At 68.6% G+C, this 22,323-nt stretch carries 18 protein-coding genes and 2 pseudogenes; 6 read left to right on the forward strand and 14 right to left on the reverse strand.

Annotated elements, in window-relative coordinates; genetic code table 11:
• Nucleotides 1-43: 43 nt before the first annotated feature.
• Nucleotides 44-2,281 (reverse strand): copper-translocating P-type ATPase, encoded by a 2,238-nt coding sequence (locus CD04_RS0103320; RefSeq protein WP_051849206.1) that lies wholly within the window; start codon nt 2,279-2,281, stop codon nt 44-46.
• Between the two features lie 440 nt (nt 2,282-2,721).
• Between CD04_RS0103320 and CD04_RS0103325 the strand changes: the two genes are divergently transcribed.
• Nucleotides 2,722-3,390, forward strand: coding sequence for a thiol:disulfide interchange protein DsbA/DsbL (locus CD04_RS0103325; protein WP_038167462.1), 669 nt, complete (start codon nt 2,722-2,724; stop codon nt 3,388-3,390).
• Between the two features lie 48 nt (nt 3,391-3,438).
• Here CD04_RS0103325 and CD04_RS0103330 read toward each other — a convergent pair whose 3' ends face one another.
• The 6 genes from CD04_RS0103330 to CD04_RS0103350 form a co-directional block, all read right to left on the reverse strand.
• Nucleotides 3,439-3,894 (reverse strand): hypothetical protein, encoded by a 456-nt coding sequence (locus CD04_RS0103330; RefSeq protein ID WP_031404376.1) that lies wholly within the window; start codon nt 3,892-3,894, stop codon nt 3,439-3,441.
• Between the two features lie 166 nt (nt 3,895-4,060).
• Nucleotides 4,061-4,765 carry a hypothetical protein gene (locus CD04_RS22410; protein WP_156030064.1) on the reverse strand — a complete coding sequence of 235 codons (705 nt, stop codon included), beginning with the start codon at nt 4,763-4,765 and terminating at the stop codon, nt 4,061-4,063.
• A 123-nt stretch (nt 4,766-4,888) separates the two neighbouring features.
• On the reverse strand, nt 4,889-5,305 hold the full coding sequence (locus tag CD04_RS24035; protein ID WP_197033003.1) for a Spy/CpxP family protein refolding chaperone: 417 nt from the start codon (nt 5,303-5,305) through the stop codon (nt 4,889-4,891).
• A complete protein-coding gene (locus CD04_RS24040) occupies nt 5,302-5,583 on the reverse strand; it encodes a hypothetical protein (RefSeq protein ID WP_051848896.1) in 282 nt (93 codons plus the stop codon). Before CD04_RS24040 ends, CD04_RS24035 begins: the two co-directional genes overlap by 4 nt.
• Nucleotides 5,584-5,614: 31 nt before the next feature.
• Nucleotides 5,615-5,878, reverse strand: a complete 264-nt coding sequence (locus CD04_RS0103345; protein WP_031404379.1) for an SHOCT domain-containing protein — start codon at nt 5,876-5,878, stop codon at nt 5,615-5,617.
• 107 nt (nt 5,879-5,985) lie between these two features.
• Nucleotides 5,986-7,023: an IS630 family transposase gene (locus tag CD04_RS0103350; protein WP_031404380.1), complete on the reverse strand. Its 1,038-nt coding sequence runs from the start codon at nt 7,021-7,023 to the stop codon at nt 5,986-5,988.
• A gap of 169 nt (nt 7,024-7,192) precedes the next feature.
• Here CD04_RS0103350 and CD04_RS0103355 point away from each other — a divergent pair, with 169 nt between their 5' ends.
• From CD04_RS0103355 to CD04_RS0103365, 3 genes are all read left to right on the forward strand, one after another.
• Nucleotides 7,193-7,879: a heavy metal response regulator transcription factor gene (locus CD04_RS0103355; protein WP_031404381.1), complete on the forward strand. Its 687-nt coding sequence runs from the start codon at nt 7,193-7,195 to the stop codon at nt 7,877-7,879.
• Nucleotides 7,866-9,302 (forward strand): heavy metal sensor histidine kinase, encoded by a 1,437-nt coding sequence (locus CD04_RS0103360; RefSeq protein ID WP_051848897.1) that lies wholly within the window; start codon nt 7,866-7,868, stop codon nt 9,300-9,302. Before CD04_RS0103355 ends, CD04_RS0103360 begins: the two co-directional genes overlap by 14 nt.
• A gap of 534 nt (nt 9,303-9,836) precedes the next feature.
• The gene (locus CD04_RS0103365) at nt 9,837-10,445 is read left to right on the forward strand and encodes a hypothetical protein (RefSeq protein ID WP_031404383.1); all 609 of its coding nucleotides are present in this window, start codon (nt 9,837-9,839) and stop codon (nt 10,443-10,445) included.
• Here the strand turns inward: CD04_RS0103365 and CD04_RS24350 are convergent.
• From CD04_RS24350 to CD04_RS0103385, 5 genes and pseudogenes are all read right to left on the reverse strand, one after another.
• The gene (locus tag CD04_RS24350; protein WP_051848898.1) at nt 10,442-10,831 is read right to left on the reverse strand and encodes a sensor histidine kinase KdpD; all 390 of its coding nucleotides are present in this window, start codon (nt 10,829-10,831) and stop codon (nt 10,442-10,444) included. The two genes, CD04_RS0103365 and CD04_RS24350, sit on opposite strands and share 4 nt — an antisense overlap.
• Nucleotides 10,747-11,754, reverse strand: a complete 1,008-nt coding sequence (locus CD04_RS21350) for a histidine kinase dimerization/phospho-acceptor domain-containing protein (protein ID WP_051848899.1) — start codon at nt 11,752-11,754, stop codon at nt 10,747-10,749. Before CD04_RS21350 ends, CD04_RS24350 begins: the two co-directional genes overlap by 85 nt.
• Nucleotides 11,751-12,413 carry a response regulator transcription factor gene (locus CD04_RS0103375; RefSeq protein WP_031404384.1) on the reverse strand — a complete coding sequence of 221 codons (663 nt, stop codon included), beginning with the start codon at nt 12,411-12,413 and terminating at the stop codon, nt 11,751-11,753. The genes CD04_RS21350 and CD04_RS0103375 overlap by 4 nt, the downstream gene beginning before the upstream one ends.
• Before the next feature lie 17 nt (nt 12,414-12,430).
• Nucleotides 12,431-13,191 (reverse strand): annotated as a pseudogene (locus tag CD04_RS21355) (hypothetical protein).
• Nucleotides 13,192-13,252: 61 nt separating this feature from the next.
• Nucleotides 13,253-13,567 (reverse strand): PepSY domain-containing protein, encoded by a 315-nt coding sequence (locus CD04_RS0103385; protein ID WP_031404385.1) that lies wholly within the window; start codon nt 13,565-13,567, stop codon nt 13,253-13,255.
• Between the two features lie 219 nt (nt 13,568-13,786).
• Between CD04_RS0103385 and CD04_RS0103390 the strand changes: the two genes are divergently transcribed.
• Entirely contained in the window at nt 13,787-14,389 is a 603-nt protein-coding gene (locus tag CD04_RS0103390) for an undecaprenyl-diphosphatase (protein ID WP_031404386.1), read from the forward strand.
• 105 nt (nt 14,390-14,494) lie between these two features.
• Complete coding sequence (locus CD04_RS0103395) at nt 14,495-17,680, forward strand: HAD-IC family P-type ATPase (RefSeq protein WP_197033004.1); 3,186 nt, start codon at nt 14,495-14,497, stop codon at nt 17,678-17,680.
• 208 nt (nt 17,681-17,888) lie between these two features.
• Here the strand turns inward: CD04_RS0103395 and CD04_RS0103400 are convergent, their stop codons facing one another.
• Both CD04_RS0103400 and CD04_RS25155 read right to left on the reverse strand, forming a co-directional pair.
• A complete protein-coding gene (locus tag CD04_RS0103400; protein WP_031404388.1) occupies nt 17,889-19,253 on the reverse strand; it encodes a TolC family protein in 1,365 nt (454 codons plus the stop codon).
• A pseudogene (locus CD04_RS25155) lies at nt 19,250-22,323 on the reverse strand (efflux RND transporter permease subunit). Before CD04_RS25155 ends, CD04_RS0103400 begins: the two are co-directional and overlap by 4 nt.

Below are 22,323 nucleotides of genomic sequence, written 5' to 3' on the forward strand. Positions count from 1 at the left end.
TTGGGATGGGCGCATTCATCTTGCCGTTTCGCGACTCGCGCCTCTACACCTTCGCGCGCCGCAGGCGCAGCGCGTTGGCCACCACCGAGACTGAACTAAAGGACATCGCGGCGGCGGCGATCACCGGCGACAGCAGCACGCCGAAGAAGGGGTACAGGATGCCGGCTGCCACCGGAACGCCCAGGCTGTTGTAGACAAAGGCGAAGAACAGGTTCTGGCGGATATTGCCCAGCGTGGCGCGGCTCAGGTGGCGCGCGCGCACGATGCCCCGCAGATCGCCCTGGATCAGAGTCACGCCCGCGCTTTCCATGGCGACGTCGGTGCCGGTGCCCATCGCGATGCCCACCTGCGCCTGGGCCAGCGCCGGCGCGTCGTTGATGCCGTCGCCGGCCATCGCCACGAAACGCCCCTCGGCCTGCAGGCGCTTGACGTGCTGTGCCTTCTGGTCGGGAAGCACGCCGGCGATCACGTCGTCGATGCCCAGGTCACGGGCCACGGCCTTGGCCGTGGTCTCGTTGTCTCCGGTGAGCATGACGATGCGCAAGCCGTCCTCGTGCAATTCGCGGATCGCCTGCGGCGTGGTGGTCTTGACCGGGTCGGCCACCGCCACCAGACCGGCCGGCTGGCCGTCCACGGCCAGGAACATGGCCGTGCGCCCCTGCGTGCGCTGTACCTCGGCCGGCGCGGCCAGCGCCGAGATGCCGATGCCGTGCCCCGACAGCAGCGCGGCGTTGCCCAGCAACACCTCACGCCCGCCGATGCGCCCGCTGACGCCCTTGCCCGCCGCGGCCTGGAAGTCCGTCGGAGCCTCCAACGCGAGCTCGCGCTGCTGCGCGCCCTGCACGATCGCCGCCGCCAGCGGGTGCTCGCTGCCCCGCTCAAGGCTGGCCGCCAGGCGCAGCACCTCGTCGGCGTCCCAGCCCTGGATCGGCACCACCTCCTGCAGGCGCGGCTTGCCTTCGGTGAGGGTTCCGGTCTTGTCCACCACCAGAGTGTCGACCTTGCGCAGGGTCTCGATGGCCTCGGCGTTCTTGAACAGCACGCCCATCGTGGCACCTTTGCCCGTGGCCACCATGATGGACATCGGAGTGGCCAGGCCCAGTGCACAGGGGCAGGCGATGATCAACACAGCCACGGCGTTGATCACGGCATAGGCCATGGAAGGCGCCGGGCCTAGCCACGCCCACAGCGCGAACGTGAGCAGCGCCACCGCGACCACGATGGGCACGAACCAGGCGGCCGCGATGTCGGCCAGGCGCTGGATGGGGGCGCGGCTGCGCGAGGCCTCCGAAACCATGTGGACGATCTGCGCCAGCAGCGTGTCCGCGCCCACGCGCCGGGCCTCGATGACCAGCGAGCCGCTGCCGTTGACGGTCGCGCCCACCACTTTGTCACCGGCCGTTTTTTCGGCCGGAATGGGCTCGCCGGTGATCATCGACTCGTCCACCGACGAAGCGCCTTCCAGCACCACGCCGTCCACCGGGATCTTCTCGCCCGGGCGCACGCGCAGGCGATCGCCCACCTGCACCTGCTCCAGCGGAACGTCCGACTCCGAGCCGTCGGCCACGATGCGCCGAGCCATCTTCGGCGCCATGCCCAGCAGCGCGCGGATCGCCGCGTTGGTGTTGCTGCGCGCGCGCAGTTCCAGAACCTGACCCAGCAGCACCAGGGTCACGATCACCGCGGCCGCCTCGAAATACACGTCCACCGCACCGGTGGCCGGATCGCGGAACGCCGGGGGAAAGATCTGCGGCGCCAGCTGCGCCACCATGCTGTACAGGTAGGCCACGCCGACACCGAGGGCGATCAGCGTGAACATGTTCAGGTTGCGCGTGCGCAGCGAATCCCAGCCCTTAACGAAAAACGGCCAGCCGCCCCACAGCACCACCGGAGACGCCAGCGCGAACTCGGCCCACGAGAATCCCACCTGATGGGGCCCGAGCACGCCCGCCAGACCGGGAACGTCATGGCCCATCGCAAGCGCCAGCACGGGAATGGCGAGCATGAGACTGGCCCAGAAACGCCGGGTCATCGAATCGAGCTCCGGGTTGCGCTCCGGCTCCGTGGCCACGCTGCGCGGCTCCAGCGCCATGCCGCACTTCGGACAGGAACCCGGAGCATCGCGCACGATCTCCGGGTGCATCGGGCACACCCACTGCGTGCGCGACGCCGGTGCCGCCGGCATCACGGGCTCCAGCGCCATGCCGCACTTAGGGCACGCGCCCGGAGAATCGCTGACGACTTCCGGGTGCATCGGGCAGGTGTAGCGCGTGGCGGGCATAGTGCCCGCATGCGCAGCCTGCATCGAGCCAACATCTTCATGCTGGTGTCCGTGTCCGTGCACATGTTGTTGGCCATGATCGTGTTCGTGCGAGCGCACCGGCGCTTGCATTGTCGGCTGCTCGTGCCTTCGGTCGTCCATCGTGCTCCCTCCTGATCGTTATCACGTCGCCCGGCGCCCATCCAAGTGCCGCGAGCACCGCGCTCGCAGGCTCGCGCGAAGCCTCGACTCCTTCGCTGGTCGTTTACAGTTTAGGCATTCATTTGCGTCGAGCACATGACCGCCCAATGACGATCCTGTCATGATTGAGGGCGCGCCGGCTCAGGGTTGGCCTGACATCGATTCCGGCTGCTCCAAGTCAAGGACCCTCCGGTCGACCACAGCTACGGTTTGCTGCGGCGGGCCGATGCCGAACGCCTCACCGAATCGAGAACACAATCATGAATGAACATCCGATACAACGCCTCCTCGCCCTGCTTGCAATGCTTCTCGCGATCGCCGCGGGCTCCACGATTACGCAAGCCGCCGCACCCTTCCAGAAGGGCACGGGCTACAACGAGTTGTCCGCCCGGCAGCCGGTGGGGCACCCAGGCAAGGTCGTGGTCACGGAGTTCTTCTGGTACAACTGCCCGCACTGCAATGCACTCGAGCCCGAACTCGACGCGTGGGTGCGCACGCAGCCGTCCTACGTGGTGGTCGAACGCGTTCCGGTGGCCTTCACGGCGCAGTTCATCCCGCAGCAAAAGCTCTACTACACGCTGCTGGCACTGGGCAAGGTCGACAGCCTGCAGGGCGCCGTTTTCCAGGCCATCCATGAACAGCACATCGCGCTGAACACTCCGGACCAGATGGCCACATGGCTGGCCGCGCACGGCATTGCCAGGCAAACTTTTCTTGCGACCTTCAACTCCTTCGGCGTAGCCATGCAGGCCCGACGCGCCACGCAGATGATGAAGGACTATGGCATCGACGGCGTTCCGACCATGGCGGTAGAAGGCACCTACGAGGTCTCGGGCGATCTTCCGCAGACCCCGACCGACGAACGCATCCTGAAAGCCGTCGATTACCTCGTGGGCCAGGTCCACGCGCAGCAGGCCAGCGCGAGGTAACCTCGGCCGTCGGGCCGCCGGGGCCTCGGCGAGGGGACCGCGCGGCTGCTACGCTGCTTCCGTGCGCGCCGTGATCCATGTGCCTGAAAGGCCCGTAACCGTAACACGCTGCCCCGGTTCGAGGCAGGGATGCTGCATCATCGCGTGGGTATGAACCACCACGATGCGCATGCCGTTGTCAAGGTCGATCCCGTTGTGGCAATGGCTCAGGCCACGAGCGTCGGGCGCGCAGTTCGTGTCGCTGGTCACGGTCCCGCGCAGCGTCGCTCCGCGCGGCAGCGCGATGCCGCCGATGATCTGCAGCAGGGACAGGCCCCCTTGGCCATTGTCGGCCCAGCTTCCTATCGGTGCACCGGCAGGAATGCGAGGCTCACCGGGCACCGCGAACTGCGTGGCGTGAGCATGGGACACCCAGAACAGCGCTCCCCCCACCGTGCCGGCGAGTGCCAACGTAGCGGCGACACGCCGAACCGAGGCGAGGGAAAGGCTTCGTGAGGCTTGCATGGTCGTCGATCTCCGTGCGAATCAGGGATGGGGACAGGCGCGTTGCGCCTGCGTTGCCAACCATGATCGCGCTCCGTTCCCGACACGCCGATGACTGTGCGATGACAATTCCGTCAGGTTCGCGCGGCACCTGCCGTACCGGGCCCGCGCAACCCGCGTGTAGGCGTCACCGGATGATGAACCGGCCGACCATGCCCTTCTCGGCGTGCTCCGGTGTCGGACATACATACCAGTACGTTCCCGGCTCGCCAGCGACGAAGCTGGTGGAAAGCGCCGCGTAGCTTGCAGCCCGCAGACGGCTGTCGCTGCGCCACGGCAGCAAAGGCTCGAGCTGCACCAGCCCCGGTCCGGTCGCCATCATGGCCATGTAGGGATAGGGCGGCGGAACCGCAGTGATGATCAACCCGTGCTCCATGTTGCGGCCGTAGTCCATGTTGACCAGGTCGATGCGCACGGTGGCACCGCGAGGAACCACCAGCGTCGGGTTGGTCAATCCGGCCACCTCGAAGGTCTGGTCCGGGTGGCCGGGCTGCACCGCGACCATCGCGATGCGCACGTCACGGCCGCTGAAGGTCACCGTATGGGTGCGGGCATCCACCCGGGCGCCCTGCGTGCTGCCTGCCAGAAAGTCACGCACCTGCGCGTAATCCAGCACCGCTCCGCCCCAGCCGGGCTCGACGGGACGGTCGGACTGGGCGAAGCCCATCATGCCGCCGCCCATCATGCCTCCCCCCATCATGCCGCCGTAACCTCCGTAGGCTCCGTCGCCTCCACCGGGCATTTGCGCCTGGGCGCTGGGGCCCCAGGCCGCGACCAGCAGGGCCGCCATCACGACGGTGCTACGCGTGCGGCGCCTGATCGTCAGTTTCATCGCATGCTCCTGTTTGGCGAGTTCCGTCACGCGCCCCGAAGGACACCGGGGCTCGACAAGGTTCCGCCGGGCCGGCAGGCGGGGGACCTTGCCCCGTCAGGCGCCGCCCCGGCAGGACAAGGCTCAAGGCGCCTCGACGAGGCTTTCACGCTGCTGCGGCGTCAGCACCGCGTCGACCTGACGGGCCGCCTCCAGGCGATTGCGCAGCATCTGCAGGCGCAAGCTCGACAGCGCGGTGGCCCGCTTCATGATCCCCTCGACATCGAGCTTGTTGCCGGCTGGCGCCCCCCAGGACTCGAACATGACCTTCTGCATGGACTGCATCAGCGGCCACTGCTTGTCGAACAAGGCCTTCTCGATGCCCGCGAACTTCATGCGCTGAGCGTCACTGAGCTGGGGATTCACGCCCCATCCTCCGTAGGCGCCGAAGCCTCCCATCATGCCGGGGCCGAAGCCGCCGTAGCCAGCCATCATCCCCGGACCGAAACCGCCATAGCCTCCCATCATCCCCGGACCGAAGCCGCCATAGCCTCCCATCATGCCGGGACCGTAGCCCCGTAGCCGCCACGTGCCCAGCCCGGCGCGTGCGCACCCACGGATCCACGCTGCCAGGCACCGCCCGCATAGCCCGGACCATAGCCGCCCATCATGCCCGGGCCCATACCGTAGCCGTAGCCCGGGCCGTAGGCGTCGGACTGGGCCGTCGTCGCTGGAGCGCTGGCCGTGCCTGCCGCCAGGGCAGGAAGCGCAGCCGCGCCGAGGATCATCACGGGCGCGGCCACCAGGCCGAGCGCCAGACGCTTGTTCCACTTGATCATGATTCGCTCCTTTGCGAACAGAAAATCCGATTCAATGCAGGTCCAGGTCGGCGCGCCGGCGTTTGTACTCATCGGCGTCGATCTCGCCCCGCGCATAACGCTCGTCCAGGATGGCCCGCGCGGAGGACCCGGGAGCCCTCGACGCGCCGTGATGTCCACGCATGCCGACGAACACGTCGCGCAGCAGTCCCACCACGAGCGCCACCACCACGATGACCAGCAGCAGCATGAAGACCCATCCGAAGCCGCCCATCATCCCGTAGCCCCATCCACCCGGTTGTCCGTACCACATCATGTCGTTCTCCTTTCGGTCGGTTCGCGTCTCACGGTCGCGGCAAGTCGCCTTGCGCGCAGCCACCGGATGCTTGATACCAACCTTATTGATTCGGCCCGCAAACAGATTCAAGCTGCATAGCGGACGTAGGGATCCTGGAAGTAGGCTTTGACGCGCTCGGGTTCGCGGGTGATAACGGCCATGTGCTCCTCGGTGACGGCCTGCAGGCGTGCCTTGGTGCGCACCGGCACCTTCTTGCGCATGACGTGCTTCAAGTCGGCGTTCAGCCGCTCCTCGGGGTTGAGCTCCGGGCTGTAGCTGGGCAGATAGAACACCTCGATTGCCTCGTTGTGCTGGGCCAGCCACTGCTTCACGGGTTTGCAGTGATGCACGCTGAGGTTGTCCAGAATGAGGAAGACCTTGCCGCGGGCATCCTTCACCAGCGCTTCAAAGAACTCGATCAGGCGCTCATGGTTGAACGCCCCGTCGATGATCATCCAGCGCGCCTTGCCCTGGTTGGTGACGCTGGCGATCATCGACAGCTTCTGGCGCGTGCCGCCCACGGCCATCGCCACAGGTGTCTTGCCCCTGGGCGCAAAGCTGCGGCCACGCGCATCGGTGTTGACCAGCGCCGTCTCGTCACCCCAATGGATTTCACCCTTCTCGGCCTTGGCGCGCTCGGCAAGGGCTGGGTACTCCGTCTCCAGCCAGGCCCGTACCGCAGCAGGGGACTGCTCATAGGCGCGGCGGATGGGCTTTTGCGGGGTGAACCCCCAGCGCGCCAGGTACTTGCCTACCGAGCGCACCTGCAAGGCCATGCCGCATTCACGTTCGATGAGTTGCATCACGGCAGCCCGGCTCCACAGGGCAAAGTCCATTTTGAGTTGCTCAGGACGGTGATCACAGATCATGTGCTGGATGTGCGCTTCCTGTTCCGCACTGAGCACACGCTGCTCCCCCGTGCGGCGGCCTCGGCGCCGGGGAGCCAGCGCCGCCATGCCGCCGGCTTCATAGCGGTCAATCGTCTTGCTCACCGCCGTGTAGCTCAGTCCCACGTCGGCGGCAATCTGCGTGCGTGTGCGCCCACGTTTGTGCGCCCGTATGACCTGCCTGCGCCGCTCATGTTGCTCGGCTGGCGTCAGCCGTCTTGCATCGTCTTTGTCCATGCAAACTCCGACTCGCACTTGCCCCGAAAGTTCAATCTATTTATGGGCCTAATCTATAGTATCCGGCGCCTGTCCCTCGAATGACCCGTCGATTACATTGATGTCATCTTGCGGTCATGCTTGCGCAACCATGCGCGGGCTAGAGTGTGCGGGTAAGGACGGTGTATCGATGAAACTGCTCGTGGTCGAAGACGAGGCGAAGACGGCCGACTACCTGCGCCAGGGTCTGAGCGAAGCCGGCTTCGTCGTCGATCTCGCGCGCAACGGTCTGGACGGACACCACTTGGCGATGACCGGCGACCACGAGTTGATCGTGCTCGACGTGATGCTGCCCGACGTCGACGGCTGGCGCATCCTGCGCGCGCTGCGCGAGGCCGGGCGCGACGTGCCCGTGCTGTTCCTGACCGCGCGCGACAGCGTGGAGGACCGCGTCAAGGGGCTGGAGCTCGGCGCCGACGACTACCTGGTCAAGCCCTTCGCCTTCACCGAGTTGCTGGCGCGCGTGCGCACGTTGCTGCGCCGCGGTCGCAATCCGGCGCTGGCCGAAAAGCTTCAGGTGGCCGACCTGGTTCTCGACCTGCCTCGGCGGCGAGCCAGCCGCGGCGGCACGCGCATCAATTTGAGCAACAAGGAGTTCGCGCTGCTCGAGCTGCTGGTGCGGCGCCAGGGCGAGGTGCTGCCACGTTCGCTGATCGCCTCGCAGGTCTGGGACATGAACTTCGACAGCGACACGAACGTGATCGACGTGGCCATCCGGCGCCTGCGCGCGAAGGTCGACGACGCCTTCTCGCCCAAGCTGATCCGCACCGTGCGCGGCATGGGCTACACCCTGGACCTGCCCGATGCCGACGATTGAGCCGGGCGCGCCCCGCATCGGACGCCGCGCACGCCGCCCGGCGTCGCTGGCATTGCGCGTGACCGCGTGGGTCGGCCTCGCCACCACGCTGACCTTCCTGGTCGCCGCGTGGGCGATCGAGGTCGCGATCGAGGCGCACTTCGCGGGCCAGGACCTGGGGCAGCTTCGTCCGGTGGCGCAGACCCTGCGCCTGGCCCTCGACGATGCGGCCGCCGGCGCCGGGGGCGAGGCCCTGCAACAGCGTTTCGCGCAGACCATCGCGGACCATCACGAGGTGTACTTCCGGGTCGAGAGGGCGGACGGACGCCTGCTGTACGACGCCACGCCCCCGGGACTTGCCGCGAGGGCGCATGCCGACCCGGCCGTGCAGCAGCTGGACGCTGGCGCGCTGCGTATCTGGAGCACCGGCGGGCGCAGCTACCGCGGCGCGGTGCTGCGCATCGGCCGCGACACCGTGATTCTGGCGACCGCCATCGACTACCACCTGCGCTTCCTGGCGGCGCTGCGGCGTGCGCTGTGGCTGGGCACGCTGCTCGCCAGTGCCTTCAGCGTGCTCGTGGCCTGGCTGGCGGTCCGTCAGGGACATGCGCCGATCCGGCGTATCGGCGCGCGCATGCGCGAGGTCAGATCGGAACGCCTGGATGTCCGCCTCGACCCGGACAAGGTGCCGGTGGAGCTGGCCGGGCTCGTCGCCTCGTTCAACGCGATGCTCGAACGCATCGGTCAGAGTTTCGTGCGTCTGTCCAATTTTTCCGCCGACATCGCGCATGAGCTGCGAACACCCGTCACCAACCTGCGCACCCAGACCCAGGTCGCGCTCTCCCGCGCACGCAGTGCCGACGATTACCGCGAGGTCCTTTACTCCAACCTCGAGGAGTACGAGCGCATGAGCGCGATGATCGGCGACATGCTGTTCCTGGCCCAGGCCGAGCACCAGTTGATCCGGCCCGAACAGGCCGAGGTGGATCTGGGTGCCGAGGTCGGGGAGCTGTTCGAGTATTTCGAGGCCTGGGCCGAGGAGCGCGGCGTCCGGCTGCAATCCGTCGGCGAGGCCCCACGGATCCGTGGCGACCGCGCGATGCTGCGACGAGCACTGTCGAACCTGCTGTCCAACGCCATTCGCCACACCGCGGCGGGAGCCACGGTCACCGTGCGATTCGAAAGCGATCCCACCGGCTGGCTGAAGGTCTGCGTCGAGAACCCGGGCGCCGATATTGCCGCCGAGCACCTGCCTCATCTGTTTGACCGCTTCTACCGCGTCGACCCTTCGCGCCAGCGCAACGGCGAGGGCGCCGGTCTGGGACTCGCGATCGTCAAATCGATCGCCGAAACCCACGGTGGAAGTGTGGGCGCCATGTCCACCGGCGGCCAGGCGCGCTTCTGCATGCGTCTGCCAGCGCCCGCTTCGAAAACGTGGCATTGACGTTTCAAGGTGCTTCGCAGCTACGGTCCTTCTTCAAGTGGATAGCTCAAGCAGCAGCGATTTCCTGCCTGAATACTCCGGTTCGGGATAGCAACAATAGCCTGCGACGCGCATTGGACTTCGAGGGTCGCGCGCGCACTTTGCGCCGAATCTCCGAGAGTCGCAGCTGCCCGAGGGTAGCCCGCCATCGCCGCAGCGACACCGTTATTGCGATGACTGCTGGCAGATGGAAGGGGCCACGGGGTGCAAGCGCCGCTGATCGGACGGGGCGCTAGCGCGGGCTTGTCTCGGTCCCGGTCGAGTAGCTAGGCCATTACCGTTGTCTCCGCGACGGCAATTCTCTGATCGCCGGCTATTGGGTAGGCGTCATCCGACGATCGCATCGAAGCGCAGAGTGACTTCAGGACAACGGGCAAATCGACGCTGCGACTGACGCGCCCAGCGCGCGCCGGCCACCGCAGCCCTCATGCACCGCTAAGAGAACGTTGCTACGTTCGGTAATTCAAGTCGAGCGAGCACTCCACAGGACCTGCGATGCGTACACCGAGTCTGGGCAAGATCCCCGCAATCGGCATATCGTTCTGGTCGCTCAAGGTTCTCGCCACCACACTGGGGGACCTGTTGGGCGATCTCCTGTCCCTCGCCCTGCACCTCGGCTATCGGCTGGCACTCTCAGCCAGTGTGCTGGCCATGCTGGCCCTGCTGGTCGCGCAGCTTCGATCGGAGCGACGGCGGCCATGGCTGTTCTGGGCCTTGATGCTGGCCAGCTCGGCGGTCGGCGCGGAGGTCTCGGATGCCCTGGCCCGGGCCCTCGGCTGGGGTACGGCGACCACCGCGCTCGTGCTGCTCGGGGGACTCGTTGTCATCTTGCTGTCGTGGGCCATGTGCCGAGGTCTGCCGGCACCGGGGTTCATCGGCAACCGGCGTGATGAAGGCTGGTTCTGGGCAGCCGCGCTCACAGGCAATGGTCTCGGCTCGGTGCTCGGGGATCTGCTGGGAGACCACTGGGGCCTGGGGCTGGCGGCAAGCAGCGGTCTATACGCCGCCATGCTCGCCGTGCTCTGGGGGCTGGGACGTGCGACGTGGATCGACCGACGCGTGATCTTCTGGGCGGCCTTCGTGCCGAGCCGGATCCCGTTCTAGGACTCGTTCACACCGATTGCGCGCACGCCGGGCAGGTCGACGCGCACGACCAGCCCCTTGCGCCGGTCCGCGCGATCGTGCAACGAGATCTGTGCGCCGATGCGCCGCGCTGCTTCGCGTGCAATGGCCAATCCGAGACCCGTACCCCCGATCTCCTGGCCCGCCAGGCGGTGGAAGGGCTTGAAGGCCTCGGCCCGCTCGCTCGGCTCCACTCCGGGGCCGCTGTCGATGATCTCGCAGCGCGCACCATCGCCGAGCGCCACGATGCGCAGCGTGACCTCGCCGCCGGCAGGGGTGTACTTCAGCGCATTGTCGATCGCATTGCCGAGGATGGTGCGCAGCAGCCGCGCGGAGCTGAGCACCGACGGCACGTCGCCGGCCTCCATGCCCAGGTCGATTCCGCTCTGTTCGGCGACCGGGAAATGCATCGCCAGCAGCTCGCGCCCCAGGGCCACGAGGTCGACGCTTTCGCGTGGCGCATCAGCGCTTTCGATGCGCGCCAGGTCCAGCAACTGCTCGCTGAGCTTGCGCGCGCGCTCGATGCCCTGCTCGAGGGCATCAGGCGAAGCCGGGCCTCGTCGAGGGATTTCGCGTGACGCAGGTTGCGCGCCTGCAGGGCCAGCGCCGTTAACGGCGAACGCAGTTCATGGGCGGCGTCGGCCACGAAGCGCTGCTGCTGGCGCATCAGCTCGCGCGTGCGTCCGAGCAACCCTTCGATGGCGTCGACAAAGGGCTGAATCTCGGCCGGCATGTCCCGCAACTCCAGGGAGGGCTCCGGCACGGTCTCGAGCGCCTCCAGGCGCCTTGCGGCGCGCACCACGGGCTCGAACTCCCGGCGCACGCCGCGGCCGATCAGCCCGATCAGCAAGGGCACCAGCAGCAACGATGGCAGCAACGCTCGCAACGCCCCGTTCCAGGCCAGTTCGTCGCGCGCGTCGGTGGCCTGCGCGACCACCGCGGTGTAGGGCCCCTGTCGCTGGACGAGCACCCGCATGCGGCCGGCACGGGTGTCGAGCGTGCGCAGCCCCGGGGTCATGGCCGATCCCAGCCATGCCGGTGCCGGATCGATGGGCAGCATCGCCAGGTGGATGCGTGAGTCGTGGTCGTCGAGGCCCCCGCGCCCCGGGGCGGACATCTCATGCCCGGGGTGCCGCAGCGCGAGCGCGGCGACCTGGCGCAGCATGTCGTCCTGCGACTCGCGCAGCTCGCGCCAGGCGAGCACGAACTGGGCCGCGGCCGCCAGCAGGCCGAGGCCGACCACGGCGACCCCCAGGTGCAGCACCAGCCGACGCTGGAAGGAACGGGTCATCGCGCCTTGTCCACCATCCATCCCGCCCCGCGCACGTTCTTGATCACATCGGCCCCGAGCTTCCTGCGCACGCCGTGGATCAGAAAGTCGACCGCGCTGCTCTCGACCTCTTCGTTCCAGCCGTACAGCCGGTCCTCGAGCTGGGCGCGGGTGAGGATGGTTCCCGGGCGCAGCAGCAGCGCGTGCAGCAGCGCGAATTCGCGCGCGGTCAACACCACGCGCAGATCGCCGCGCCGGGCCTCGCGAGTGGCGGGATCGAGCCGCACGTCGCCGTTGCCCAGTTCGGCGGCCGCCTGGCCGGACTGGCGGCGCACGACCGCGCGCATGCGCGCCAGCAGTTCGTCCATGTCGAAGGGCTTGACCACGTAGTCGTCGGCGCCGAGGTCGAGCCCGCGCACCCGGTCGGCGGCCGCGTCGCGGGCCGTGATCAGCAGCACGGGCACGCGGTCGCCCCGCTCGCGCAGGCGCTGCAGCACACTGAGGCCGTCGCGCCCGGGAAGCCCGATGTCGAGCAGAACGATCTGATGCTGGCCGTCGCGCAGCACGCGGTCGGCGGTTTCGCCGTCGCGCACGAGGTCGACCGCGTAGGCGGCGTCGCGCAACGCGACTTCGATCGCCGCCGCGATCATCGGATCGTCCTCGATCAGCAGCGCGCGCATCGGGCTTGCCCCGCGGCTCAGTGCGCGACGGCCGCGGCGCGCTGCGGCAGCAGGCGAAGCGCGATCACCATGCCCCCGAGCAGCACGGCCGAAGCCGCGAACCGGCTGAGCTCGAGCCCGCCGGAGGCGATCGGCTTGTCGAGGAAATCCCCAGCACGGCGCCCAGCGGGCGCGTCAGGATGAAGGCGGCCCAGAACAGCGCGGTGCGCGATGCGGCGGTGCGCCAGTACAGCAACGCGACCACGGCCAGCGCCGAGCCGAACACCACGGCAGCGCCCTGGTAGCCCAGTCCCGCCGTGTCGGCGCTCCAGTCGCCCAGCGCGGTACCGAGGGTCTGCGAGAACATGATGGTCACCCAGTAGAACACTTCGGCCTTGCCCGATTGCACACTGCCCACCGCGACACTGCCGGTGGAGCGCTGCCACAGCAGCAGCGAGGCGCCGAGCAGGGCCAGCAGCAGGCTGGTTCCGCCAGCGTAGCCGATGCCCAGCGAGCGGTCGGCGAAATCGGCCAGGGTCGTGCCCACCGTGGTCGTGGCGATGATGGTCGACCAGTACAAAGCGGGGTGAAAGCGCATGGCGCGCATCTGCGCGAAGACCAGTGCGGCGAACAGGGCCGCGAAAACTCCCGTGGCCGCCAGGTAGCCCAGGTGCAGGGACATGGAGACCGCGTCCCCGGCCGTCTCACCGAGGGTCGTGGCGGCGATCTTGACCAGCCAGAAGCCCATCGTGGCTTCGGGGACCTTGGCAAGGACGGATTCAACGCTTGTGGTTTTCATGGGTCCGCGGGTGATGGAGGCAGGCGCAGGGCCCCGGCGTTCGCCGGGGCCCTGCCGGGGCTCAGTCCTTGTTCGCTCCCTCGACGCTGTCCTCAAGCACCTCGCCCGTCCTGGCGTCGACTCCGAGTTCCCGTTCCCCCTGGGGAGTCTTCAGGTCGAAGGAATAGCGCAGTCCGCTACCACCCTTTTCGCGTTCGAGTTCGCGATCGGTGATGGTCGCGCCGGGAACGGCCTTGAGGGCGATCTGCGAAGCCTGCTCCATGGTGACGGCCGCGTCCTTGGCGTACTTCTGGCCGTCGTAGGCATGCGCCGCGGTGGCGGCGATCAAGGCTGCACCCGCGGCGCCGACGATGACCAGGGTCTTGTGCAACTTCATGGAAACACTCCTGAGGATGATGGGCCCGACGGCCAGGTGGCCGTGGGCAGCGCCGATGCAGCGCATGAGCAGGAGTGTGCTGGGGGAGATTTAGCCCACATTTAGCGCGGGGTGCGCCGAGATGCGCCCCGGCCCTTTTTCATGGCCGCGCGCAGCGCCTGCTATGTCGACGCTAAGAATGGGCGGGAATACTCGGCGAGTCTCATACCCTGCCTGACGATGCACGCGATCCAGAATCTCAATCACACCCTGTTCCTGCTGGTCAATGCCGGCGCGACCACGCCACGCTGGTGGATCGACCTGGCGGTCTTCGTCGCCAATGACCTCGTCTACGGTGTACCGGTGCTGCTGATCGGACTGTGGCTTGCAGGTGGTTCGTCGCGTCGCGGTGCCGCACTCCTGGCCTTTGCGATCGCCATGATCGCGCTCGGAGCCAATCAGCTCATCGGACTCGCCTGGTACCAGCCTCGCCCCTTCGTGATCGGGCTGGGCCACACCTGGGCGTCCCATGTGCCTGACGCATCGCTTCCCAGCGACCATCTGACGCTTTTCACCTCCATCGGGCTGGGGCTGCTCTTGGGCGGGCTCAAACGAGTCGGCGCGGCGACCCTCGTCGTCGGACTGCTCGTAGGCTGGGCGCGGGTCTACGTCGGGCTGCACTTCCCGCTGGACATGGCGGGGTCGTTGCTTGTGGCCGCGGCGTGCAGCGCGGTCCTGGTGCCGCTGTGGCGCCACGTTGGGGCCGCCGTGACCACCCGGGCCGAGGCAACCTATCGATGGCTGCTCGCGCGCCCCATCACCCGGGGAATTCTTCGCGCCTGATCAAGGCGTTGCCGCAAGGGGCCGGGGCACAATGCCACGGGAGAGCATGATCTCGCGCCATCGCCGGGTGATCGAGGGGTGCTCGATTCCAGGCGAGAGCACATCATGTCGGCACAATCGGATGAGGCGCCCATCCCGGGCGGATTGAGCGACGCGCAAGTCGCCGAGCGGATTGCGCGCGGGCAAGTCAACCGCACGCGCTCGCGGCCCAGTCGAACGCTGCGGCAGATCGTCGCCGTGCATGTGTACACCCGCTTCAACGCTCTGCTGGGTGCGCTGTGGTTGCTGGTCATCGCGGTGGGAACCTGGAAGGACGCCCTGTTCGGCGGGGTCATCGTGGCCAACGCCGCCATCGGCATCGCGCAGGAACTGCGCGCCAAGCGCACCCTGGATCGCCTGGCCCTGCAGTCGGCGGCGCGCGCTCGCGTGTTGCGCGCCGGCGCCATGGTCGATCTTGCTCCCGAGGACATCGTGCAGGACGACCTGCTCGAACTGGGCGCGGGGGATCCGGTTCCCGTCGACTGCGCGGTGCTCGACGCCACGGATCTGGAGCTCGACGAATCGCCGCTCAGCGGCGAAGCGCATGCGGTGTCCCACCGCGCCGGCGACACGCTGCGCTCGGGCAGCCTGGTGGTTGGCGGGCGCGCCCGTTGTCGTGCCACCGCGGTGGGCGAGGCGGCATGGATCCAGGGCCTGCAGCGGCAGGCGAGGCGTTTCAGCCTCGCCCATTCCGAGTTGCGCGCGGGAATCGACCGCATCCTGCGCGTCGTGGGCTGGGCGCTGTTGCCCACCGCCACCTTGCTGTTCGTCACCCAGTTCACGCTCGGACTGCCCGCCGGCGCGGCGCTGTTGTACGGGGCGGCCGGGGTGGTCGCCATGGTGCCCCAGGGGCTGGTGCTGCTGACCAGCCTGGCGCTGGCGGTGGGGGCGGTGCGGCTGTCGCGTCGCCGCGCGCTGGTGCAGGACCTGGCCGCCACCGAGGCGCTGGCCCGGGTGGACGTGATCTGCCTGGACAAGACCGGCACCTTGACCGAGCGCGACTTGCGCGTGGCCCGCATCCAGATGCTCGCCCAGGAGCCATCGGCCTTGACCGCGCTGGCCGCATTGGCCGCTGCCGAGCCGCGGCCGAATACCACGCTGCAGGCCATCGCCCAGCGCTGGCCCGGGCAACCCGGCGGGCCGGCGGTGGTGCGCAGTGTCGCGTTCTCCTCGGCACGCAAATGGAGCGGCGGCGTGCTCGAAGGGCTCGGCACCTGGCTGCTTGGCGCTCCCGACGTGTTGCTGGCGAAGCACGGGTCGGTCGATTCGGTTCATCCCGCCCTGGCTCAAACGGCCCAATGGGCATCGGAGGGCTTTCGGGTGCTCTTGCTCGCGCGCGCTGCAGGTGAACCGGACGCGAGCCATCCGCCCATGGAGGTCCGGCCGGTGGCGCTGATCCTTCTGTCCGAACAGATCCGCCCCGACGCTCGATCGACGCTGGACGACCTTGCCGGACAAGGTGTCGCGGTACGGCTGATCTCCGGAGATCATCCGGCAACGGTCGGCGGCGTCGCACGCGAGCTGGGCATCGGCGACGCCTCCCAGGTCGTCGACGCTTTCGGGCTCAGTGACGCCGAGCTTGTCGCGCGGGTGTCTGCGCGCAGCGTGTTCGCGCGCACCTCGCCACGGCAGAAGGAGTTGATCGTCGGCGCCCTGCAGTCCGCGGGCCACGCGGTGGCCATGGTCGGCGACGGGGTCAACGACATCCCCGCGCTCAAGCGCGCCGACGTCGGCGTGGCCATGGGCGCGGGCACCGCCGCGTCGCGCGCCGTGGCGCAACTGGTGCTGCTGGACAACCGCTTTGCCAGCATGCCGGCGGTGATGGCCGAGGGTCGCCGGGTGGTGGGCAACATCGAACGCGTGGCCGTGCTGTTCCTGACCAAGAGCGTCTACGCCATGCTGCTGGCGCTTGCGGTGGGAGTGGCCGGAGTGGCCTTTCCCTTCCTGCCCAGGAATATCTCCCTGGTCGACGCGCTGACCCTGGGCGTACCCGCGTTCCTGCTTTCGCTGGAGCCCAACGGGCAGCGTCTGCGCCCGGGCTTTGTCGAGCGGGTGCTGCGATTCGCGATTCCAGCCGGGCTGTTCGTGGCCGCCGCGGCCTTCGCGGCCTTCGCCCTGGTGCGCGTGCAGGGCGGGGGGGCTCTGCCACAAGCGCGCAGCGCGGCCACGCTGGTGCTGTTCGCGACCGCGCTGTGGGTGCTGGCACTGGCGGCAGCGCCCTTGCATGCCCGACGGGCATGGCTGGTCGTCGCCATGGTCTTGTCGTTCCTGCCGACGCTGCTGGTGCCCCAGCTTCGGGAGTTCTTTGCGCTGCGCAGCCTGTCGAACACCGCATGGCTGCAATGCGCGGCGATCGCCGCAGCCGCGATGATTGCGTTGCATTGGAGCCGCGCCGTCGCGCTGGCCGTGCCCGAGGGCCGCGCACGCAACCGCCGCTGGGGTCGGCATGAACTGTCGCGCTGGCTCATCGGCGCCGACAGCCCGAAGGTGTTCCTCGCGGTATCGGCGCTGCTGGTGATCGGCGGTGCCTGGTTGTTCTTCGGCGTGCTGGAGGATGTGGTCAGCCATGATCCCCTGGTGCTGGTGGATGTGCAGGTCTTCCACCTTGCGCAGGCGCTGCGCGGCCCGACCACGGATCACCTGATGGTGGGCATCACCGAACTCGGCGACGCCGCCGTGCTGCTACCGTTGATCGTGGCCGCGCTCGCCTGGTTCGTCGCGCGCAGGCTGTGGCTGAGCGCGGCTTACTGGGTGGGCGCGGTCGGCGTGACCCAACTCCTGGCCCAGGTCATCAAGCTGGCGCTGCACAGGCCACGGCCGATGCCGCTGTACGCGGGCGCCCAGGCGTTTTCCTTTCCCAGCGACCACGCCGTCATGAGCGCCGTGGTGTACGGACTGCTGGCCTGGCTGCTGCTGCGGCGGGCCTCCCCGCATTGGCAGCGCGTGGGCGGTGCCGCAGCCATGGCGCTGATCCTGCTGATCGGGTTGTCGAGGGTCTATCTGGGAGCGCACTGGCTTTCTGACGTGCTGGGTGGCCTGGCCTTCGGGGTCGCCTGGGTCGCCCTGGTGGCGATGGCCTACACCTACCATTGCCGCGAGCGATTGCAGGAACGCTGGCTGGCGATACTGCTGCTCGGAGTTTTCCTGGTGGCGGCCATCGCGCATGGGTTGCTGGACCATCGCCGGGATATGCAGCGTTATGCTGCAAGCGCTGCGCCTGTCGCCCGCCCGCTACTACAGCCCCCGACTTGAGGCAGCTACGCACCATGCACGAGACAATCCCGCAATGGGCCGAGGGATAGCAGCGCGGCGGCTGGCAGCTAGCCGAGCAGGCCAGCTGGGGCTCGGCGGCCGAAGAACGTGAGCCGGCCAGGCGCGGTCAGGAGAGGTAGTGGGGATACCGGCATTGCAAATACCGCCGCACCCGGATGCCACGCATTGGCCAGATGCCGTTAGAGGCCTAGCGGGACGCGGTCGGGCTGAACACGCCGCTTCCGGTCAGCAGCTGCAGCGCCACCGTTTGCTGGGCGGTCTGCTGCTCATTGGCAAGCAGCGCCAGTCGCTGGTCGAGCCAGGCGCGGCGCTGCGCCTGCGCCTGCGGCAACGTCATGTCGCCCCGACGCAGAGCAGCATCGGCGGCAAGCGCAGCTGAGCGAAGCGGCGCCAGCGCTGATCGCAAGTCCCTCCGCTGGCTGCGCAGCAGGCGAAGGTCCACCAGCAATTGGGCGACCTGTTCGTGGGTCTGCTTCAGGCGCAGCACATATTCATCGTAGAGCTTGGCTCGGGTCGCCCGTTGCACGGCGATGGCGCCGCGGCTCCCGTTGAGCAGCGGCAGGTTCAGGGTGACACCGAAGCCCAGCGTGTTCACGTCCGAAGTATCGCGCGCGCGGGAGATGCCGACGCTCACCGACGGAAACTGTGACAGCACGGCCTCCCGCAGGCGCTGCTCCTGGCTCGCATAGCCCGCGCGCAAGGCCAGCAGGTCGGGTCGGATGGCAGCGAGCCGCGGCAGGTTGCTCGCTGCGTCGGCGACCGCGGCAGGCTCGTACTGCGGCAGCCCGGCCAGGCGCAGCGGCGTGCCGGGGCGCAATCCCAGCAACGCGTCGAGCGCGCCCAGCGCCGACGCCTGCTGGCGCGCGTCGGCGCCGAGCCGGCCGCGCAGCGACTGCAGCTCGACCAGGTCGGCGTCCGCGGTGGTGCGCGGCTCGATTCCTGCGGCCTGCGCCGCACGATCGCGCCGTAGCCTCCGAGCCGCGGCGCTGAGCTGTTCGCGCAGCAATGCGTCGCGCTCGCGCAAGCCCGCCAACTCGACGGAGTCGCGCTCGGCCGCCGCCGCGGTCTGCCACTCCTGCCACAGCAGCTGCAAGTCGACCTGGCGCAGGTGGGCACGCCCAGCGGCCACCGCGGCACCACGCGTGATCAGGCTGCCGAGATCGAACTGCAACCCGAGCTTGTAGGCCGTGCTGGTGGCTCCGCCACCGCTGCCTTGCGGGACTTCGCGCGATGCGCTGAAGGTGGGATCCGGCAGGAGGCCTGCAGCGAAGGCCTGCGCCTGCGCCACGCCCAGGCGGGCCCGAGCGGCTTGCAAGCGCGGATCGTTGAGCACCGCCAGCGCAGCGACTCCCTGCAGGGTCAGCGGCGCGTCGGGGTCGATGGACTGCGAGGCCAGCGCCGGAAGCGCGATGCGCCGCGCGTCCACGCGAAGCCGTACGGGCTGCTGCCAGCTCACCGCGTCGGGCAGGGGTCGGGGTGCGTAGCCGGCGCAGGCGGCAAGGCCCGCGCACAGCGCCACGGCGAGGGCGGCACGCAGGGGACGCCGGCTCATGCCGAAACCCCGGGCGAGGCCTGCCGCGCCAGCTGCTTGCGGCGCCAGTGCAGATACAGCGCCGGGATCAGGTTGGTCGAGCGCAGCGCGCTCCACAGCAGGCCGCCCAGGATCACCACCGCCAGGCCCTGCTCGGGTGCTGCGCCCTCACCTAGACCCAGCGCGGTCGGCAGCATGCCGAGCATCGCGGTGACCGCGGTCAGCACGATGGGCCGGAAGCGCACCTGGATGGCCTCGCGCACCGCTTGCTCCAGTGGCATGCCGGCGTTCTCGTTGGCGCGTGCGCGGTCGAGCAGCACGATGGAGTGACGCAGGCCGATGCCCACCAGAGTCAAGAACCCGATCATGCCAGTGGCGTTGAGCCCGACGCCGCTGAGCACCAGCGCCACCGTGCCGCCAGTCAATGCCAGCGGGATCTCCAGCAGCAAGATCCCGGGAATCAGCAGCCCGTCGAACTGCAGCAGCAGGATGCCCACCATGATGGCGAAAGCGGCCAGGGTCGCCACCAGCAGGCCGAGCGCGGCTCGCTCGAGCTCGGCGACGAGCCCGCCGAAGGCGATGCGGTAGCCGGCTGGAAGCTTCAGGCCGCGTAACGCCTTGCGCGCCTGTGCCTCGGTACTGCCCAGCGGCCCCGTGGGCGTGGCCAGGATGTCCAGCGCGCGCGCACCCGCGATGTGCCGGATCTGGTTGGGCGTCGGCTCGAGCTGCAGACGCGCCAGCTGACCCAGTGGCGTCCACGCGCTCTCACCGGTGCGGATGGGCAGCGCCGCAAGCTGGCCGAGCGTGCGCCGCGGGGCATCGGCCAGGCGTATGTACAGCGGAAGCGGCACGTTGCCGTCGGGCACGCGGCTGATGACCTTACCTCCGATGAGGGGATCGATCTGCCGGTACAGAGAGCGCGGAGTTAACCCATGCACGGCCAGCGCCGCTGCCGAGGGCTCGATGCTCAGCTGAGTGACTGGGTAGCCGTCGTTGTCGAACACGTCCGCCAGCGCCGGAACCCGGCGCAGGCGCGCAGTGATCTGTTCCGCAATGGTGCGCAGCTCGGGCACGCGGGCGCCGAACACGTGGATCACGAAGGGCTGCGGCAGGCCCGACAGGCTCTCGCCCAGGCGCTCGATGGTCGGTGTATCCACCGCCAGCTGCACCCCCGGCAGCGCGGACTCGCGCTGGATGCGCTGCCCGATGGCGTCGAGCGCGTTGACGCTCACTCCAGGCTTGAGCGCCACCTGGATCTCGCCGGCGTAGGCAGGCTCGGTGTAGGTAGTCGATGCCGAGGATCCGATGCGCGCGTAGACATGCGCCACCGCGGGGTCGCGCAGCAGGCGCTGTGAGATGTGACGCACTGCCGCGCGGGTATCCAGCAGCGAGGCCCCGGGTGGCAGCGTGAAGGACTCCAGCAGTGCGCCTTCGTTGGGCAGCGGCAGGAAGTTGATCGGCACCAGCACCAGGCCAACCAGGCTGAGCAGCAGCACGGCGAAGGTCAGCGCCAGGCTGGTGCGCGGGGCGCGGGCGACCCAGTCGAACAGGTGTTCGTTGCCTCGCTGCATCCACTCCATAAGGCGCCGGCCGCTGCCCGCCCCGCCCCCGGCGCGCGCGCCGAGAAAGCCCAGCCCCAGCGGAATCAGGGTCAGCGACACCAGCAGCGAGGCCAGCAATGCCAGAATCATCGCCAGCGAGAAGGGGATGAAAAACAGCCCCACGATGCCCCGACGAAGAGCAGGGGCACGTAGATGGCGACATTCGTCAGCGTGCCGGTGATGTCGGGCACCACGATGCCGCGCAGCCCAGCCCACACGCCCTGCCAGTGCGCATCGCCTGCTTCCCAGCGGTGGTGGATGCTCTCCAGCACGATGATCGCGTCGTCGGCCAGCAAGCCGACCGCCACCGTCAAGGCCCCGAAGGTCATCAGGTTCAGGCTTTGACCGAAGGCATGCAGTGCGGCGATGGCGATGGCCAGCGACAATGGAATGCTCAGGGCCAGCACGAACACGCCCCGACCGGCGCCCAGCACCCAAAACAGCATCGCCACGGCCAGAAGCGCGCCAATCAGCAGGTTGCGGCCGAGATCCGTGCCGACGATGCCCACCAGGTGCCCCTGGTCGTAGGTGCGGACCCAGCGGACGCCCGGCGGCAGCTCGTGCACGCTTCGCTGCAGCGCAGCCTGCACTGCGCGCGTCACCACACGCGTGGAAGCTCCCGGCTGCTTGATGACGGTGACGGCTACGCTGGGTTGGCCGTCCAGGCTGACCGCGTTGTGCGTGGGCATGGCCGCGCGCTCGACGCGCGCCAGCGCGCGCAGTGGAATCGGGCTGCGCGGCGTAGCCACGGTCACGGCCTCGAGTTGCGCGATGTGCACCGGCAGCTTGCGCGCCTCGATCAGCACGTCGTTGTGACCCAGCGTCAGGTAGCCGGCCGGCGCGAGCAGCACCTGCTCCTTCACCGCCCGCTCGATGGCCTCGACGCCAATGTCGTAGCGGCGCATCGCGCCGAGCTCGGGCTGAATCCACAGCGCCTCTTCGCCGGCGCCGTACACGTGCACGAACTGCACACCGGGGATCGCGCGCAGCGCCGGCGCGATTTCCGCCTGCACCAGACGCTGCACCCGGGCCGGTGCGATGCCGGCGGGAATGTGTGCGGTGTAGTCGGCGACCTCGTTGATGGCATTGCCCATGATCTGCGCCACCGGATGCGCCTGCGACGGCAGGCGCGCGCGTGCGCGGTCGATGGCGCTGTTGACGGCCAGCAGGTCCGCCTGGGCCTGGCTGCCCTGGCGAAACCGCACATCGATCTCGACCGTGCCGTTGCCCATCACCGAGCGCACGCTGCGCAGGCCGGTGAGGGTCAGGATCTGGCCCTCCAGCGGCTGCACCACCAGGTGCTCGAGCTCAGTGGCGGTGGTGCCGGGCAGATGCGCGGTGACGCTGATCTGCGGGAAATCGAAGCTGGGCAGCACTTCCACTGGCGTATGCACGAAGGCGTCGATGGCCCAGGCCAGAACCACGCCGAGCACCAGCAGCCACAGCACCCTGCGCCGCAACAGGCGCGGTACGGACAAATCGGATGCCAT

This window comes from Thiomonas sp. FB-Cd (assembly GCF_000733775.1).
Lineage (GTDB): Bacteria > Pseudomonadota > Gammaproteobacteria > Burkholderiales > Burkholderiaceae_C > Thiomonas_A.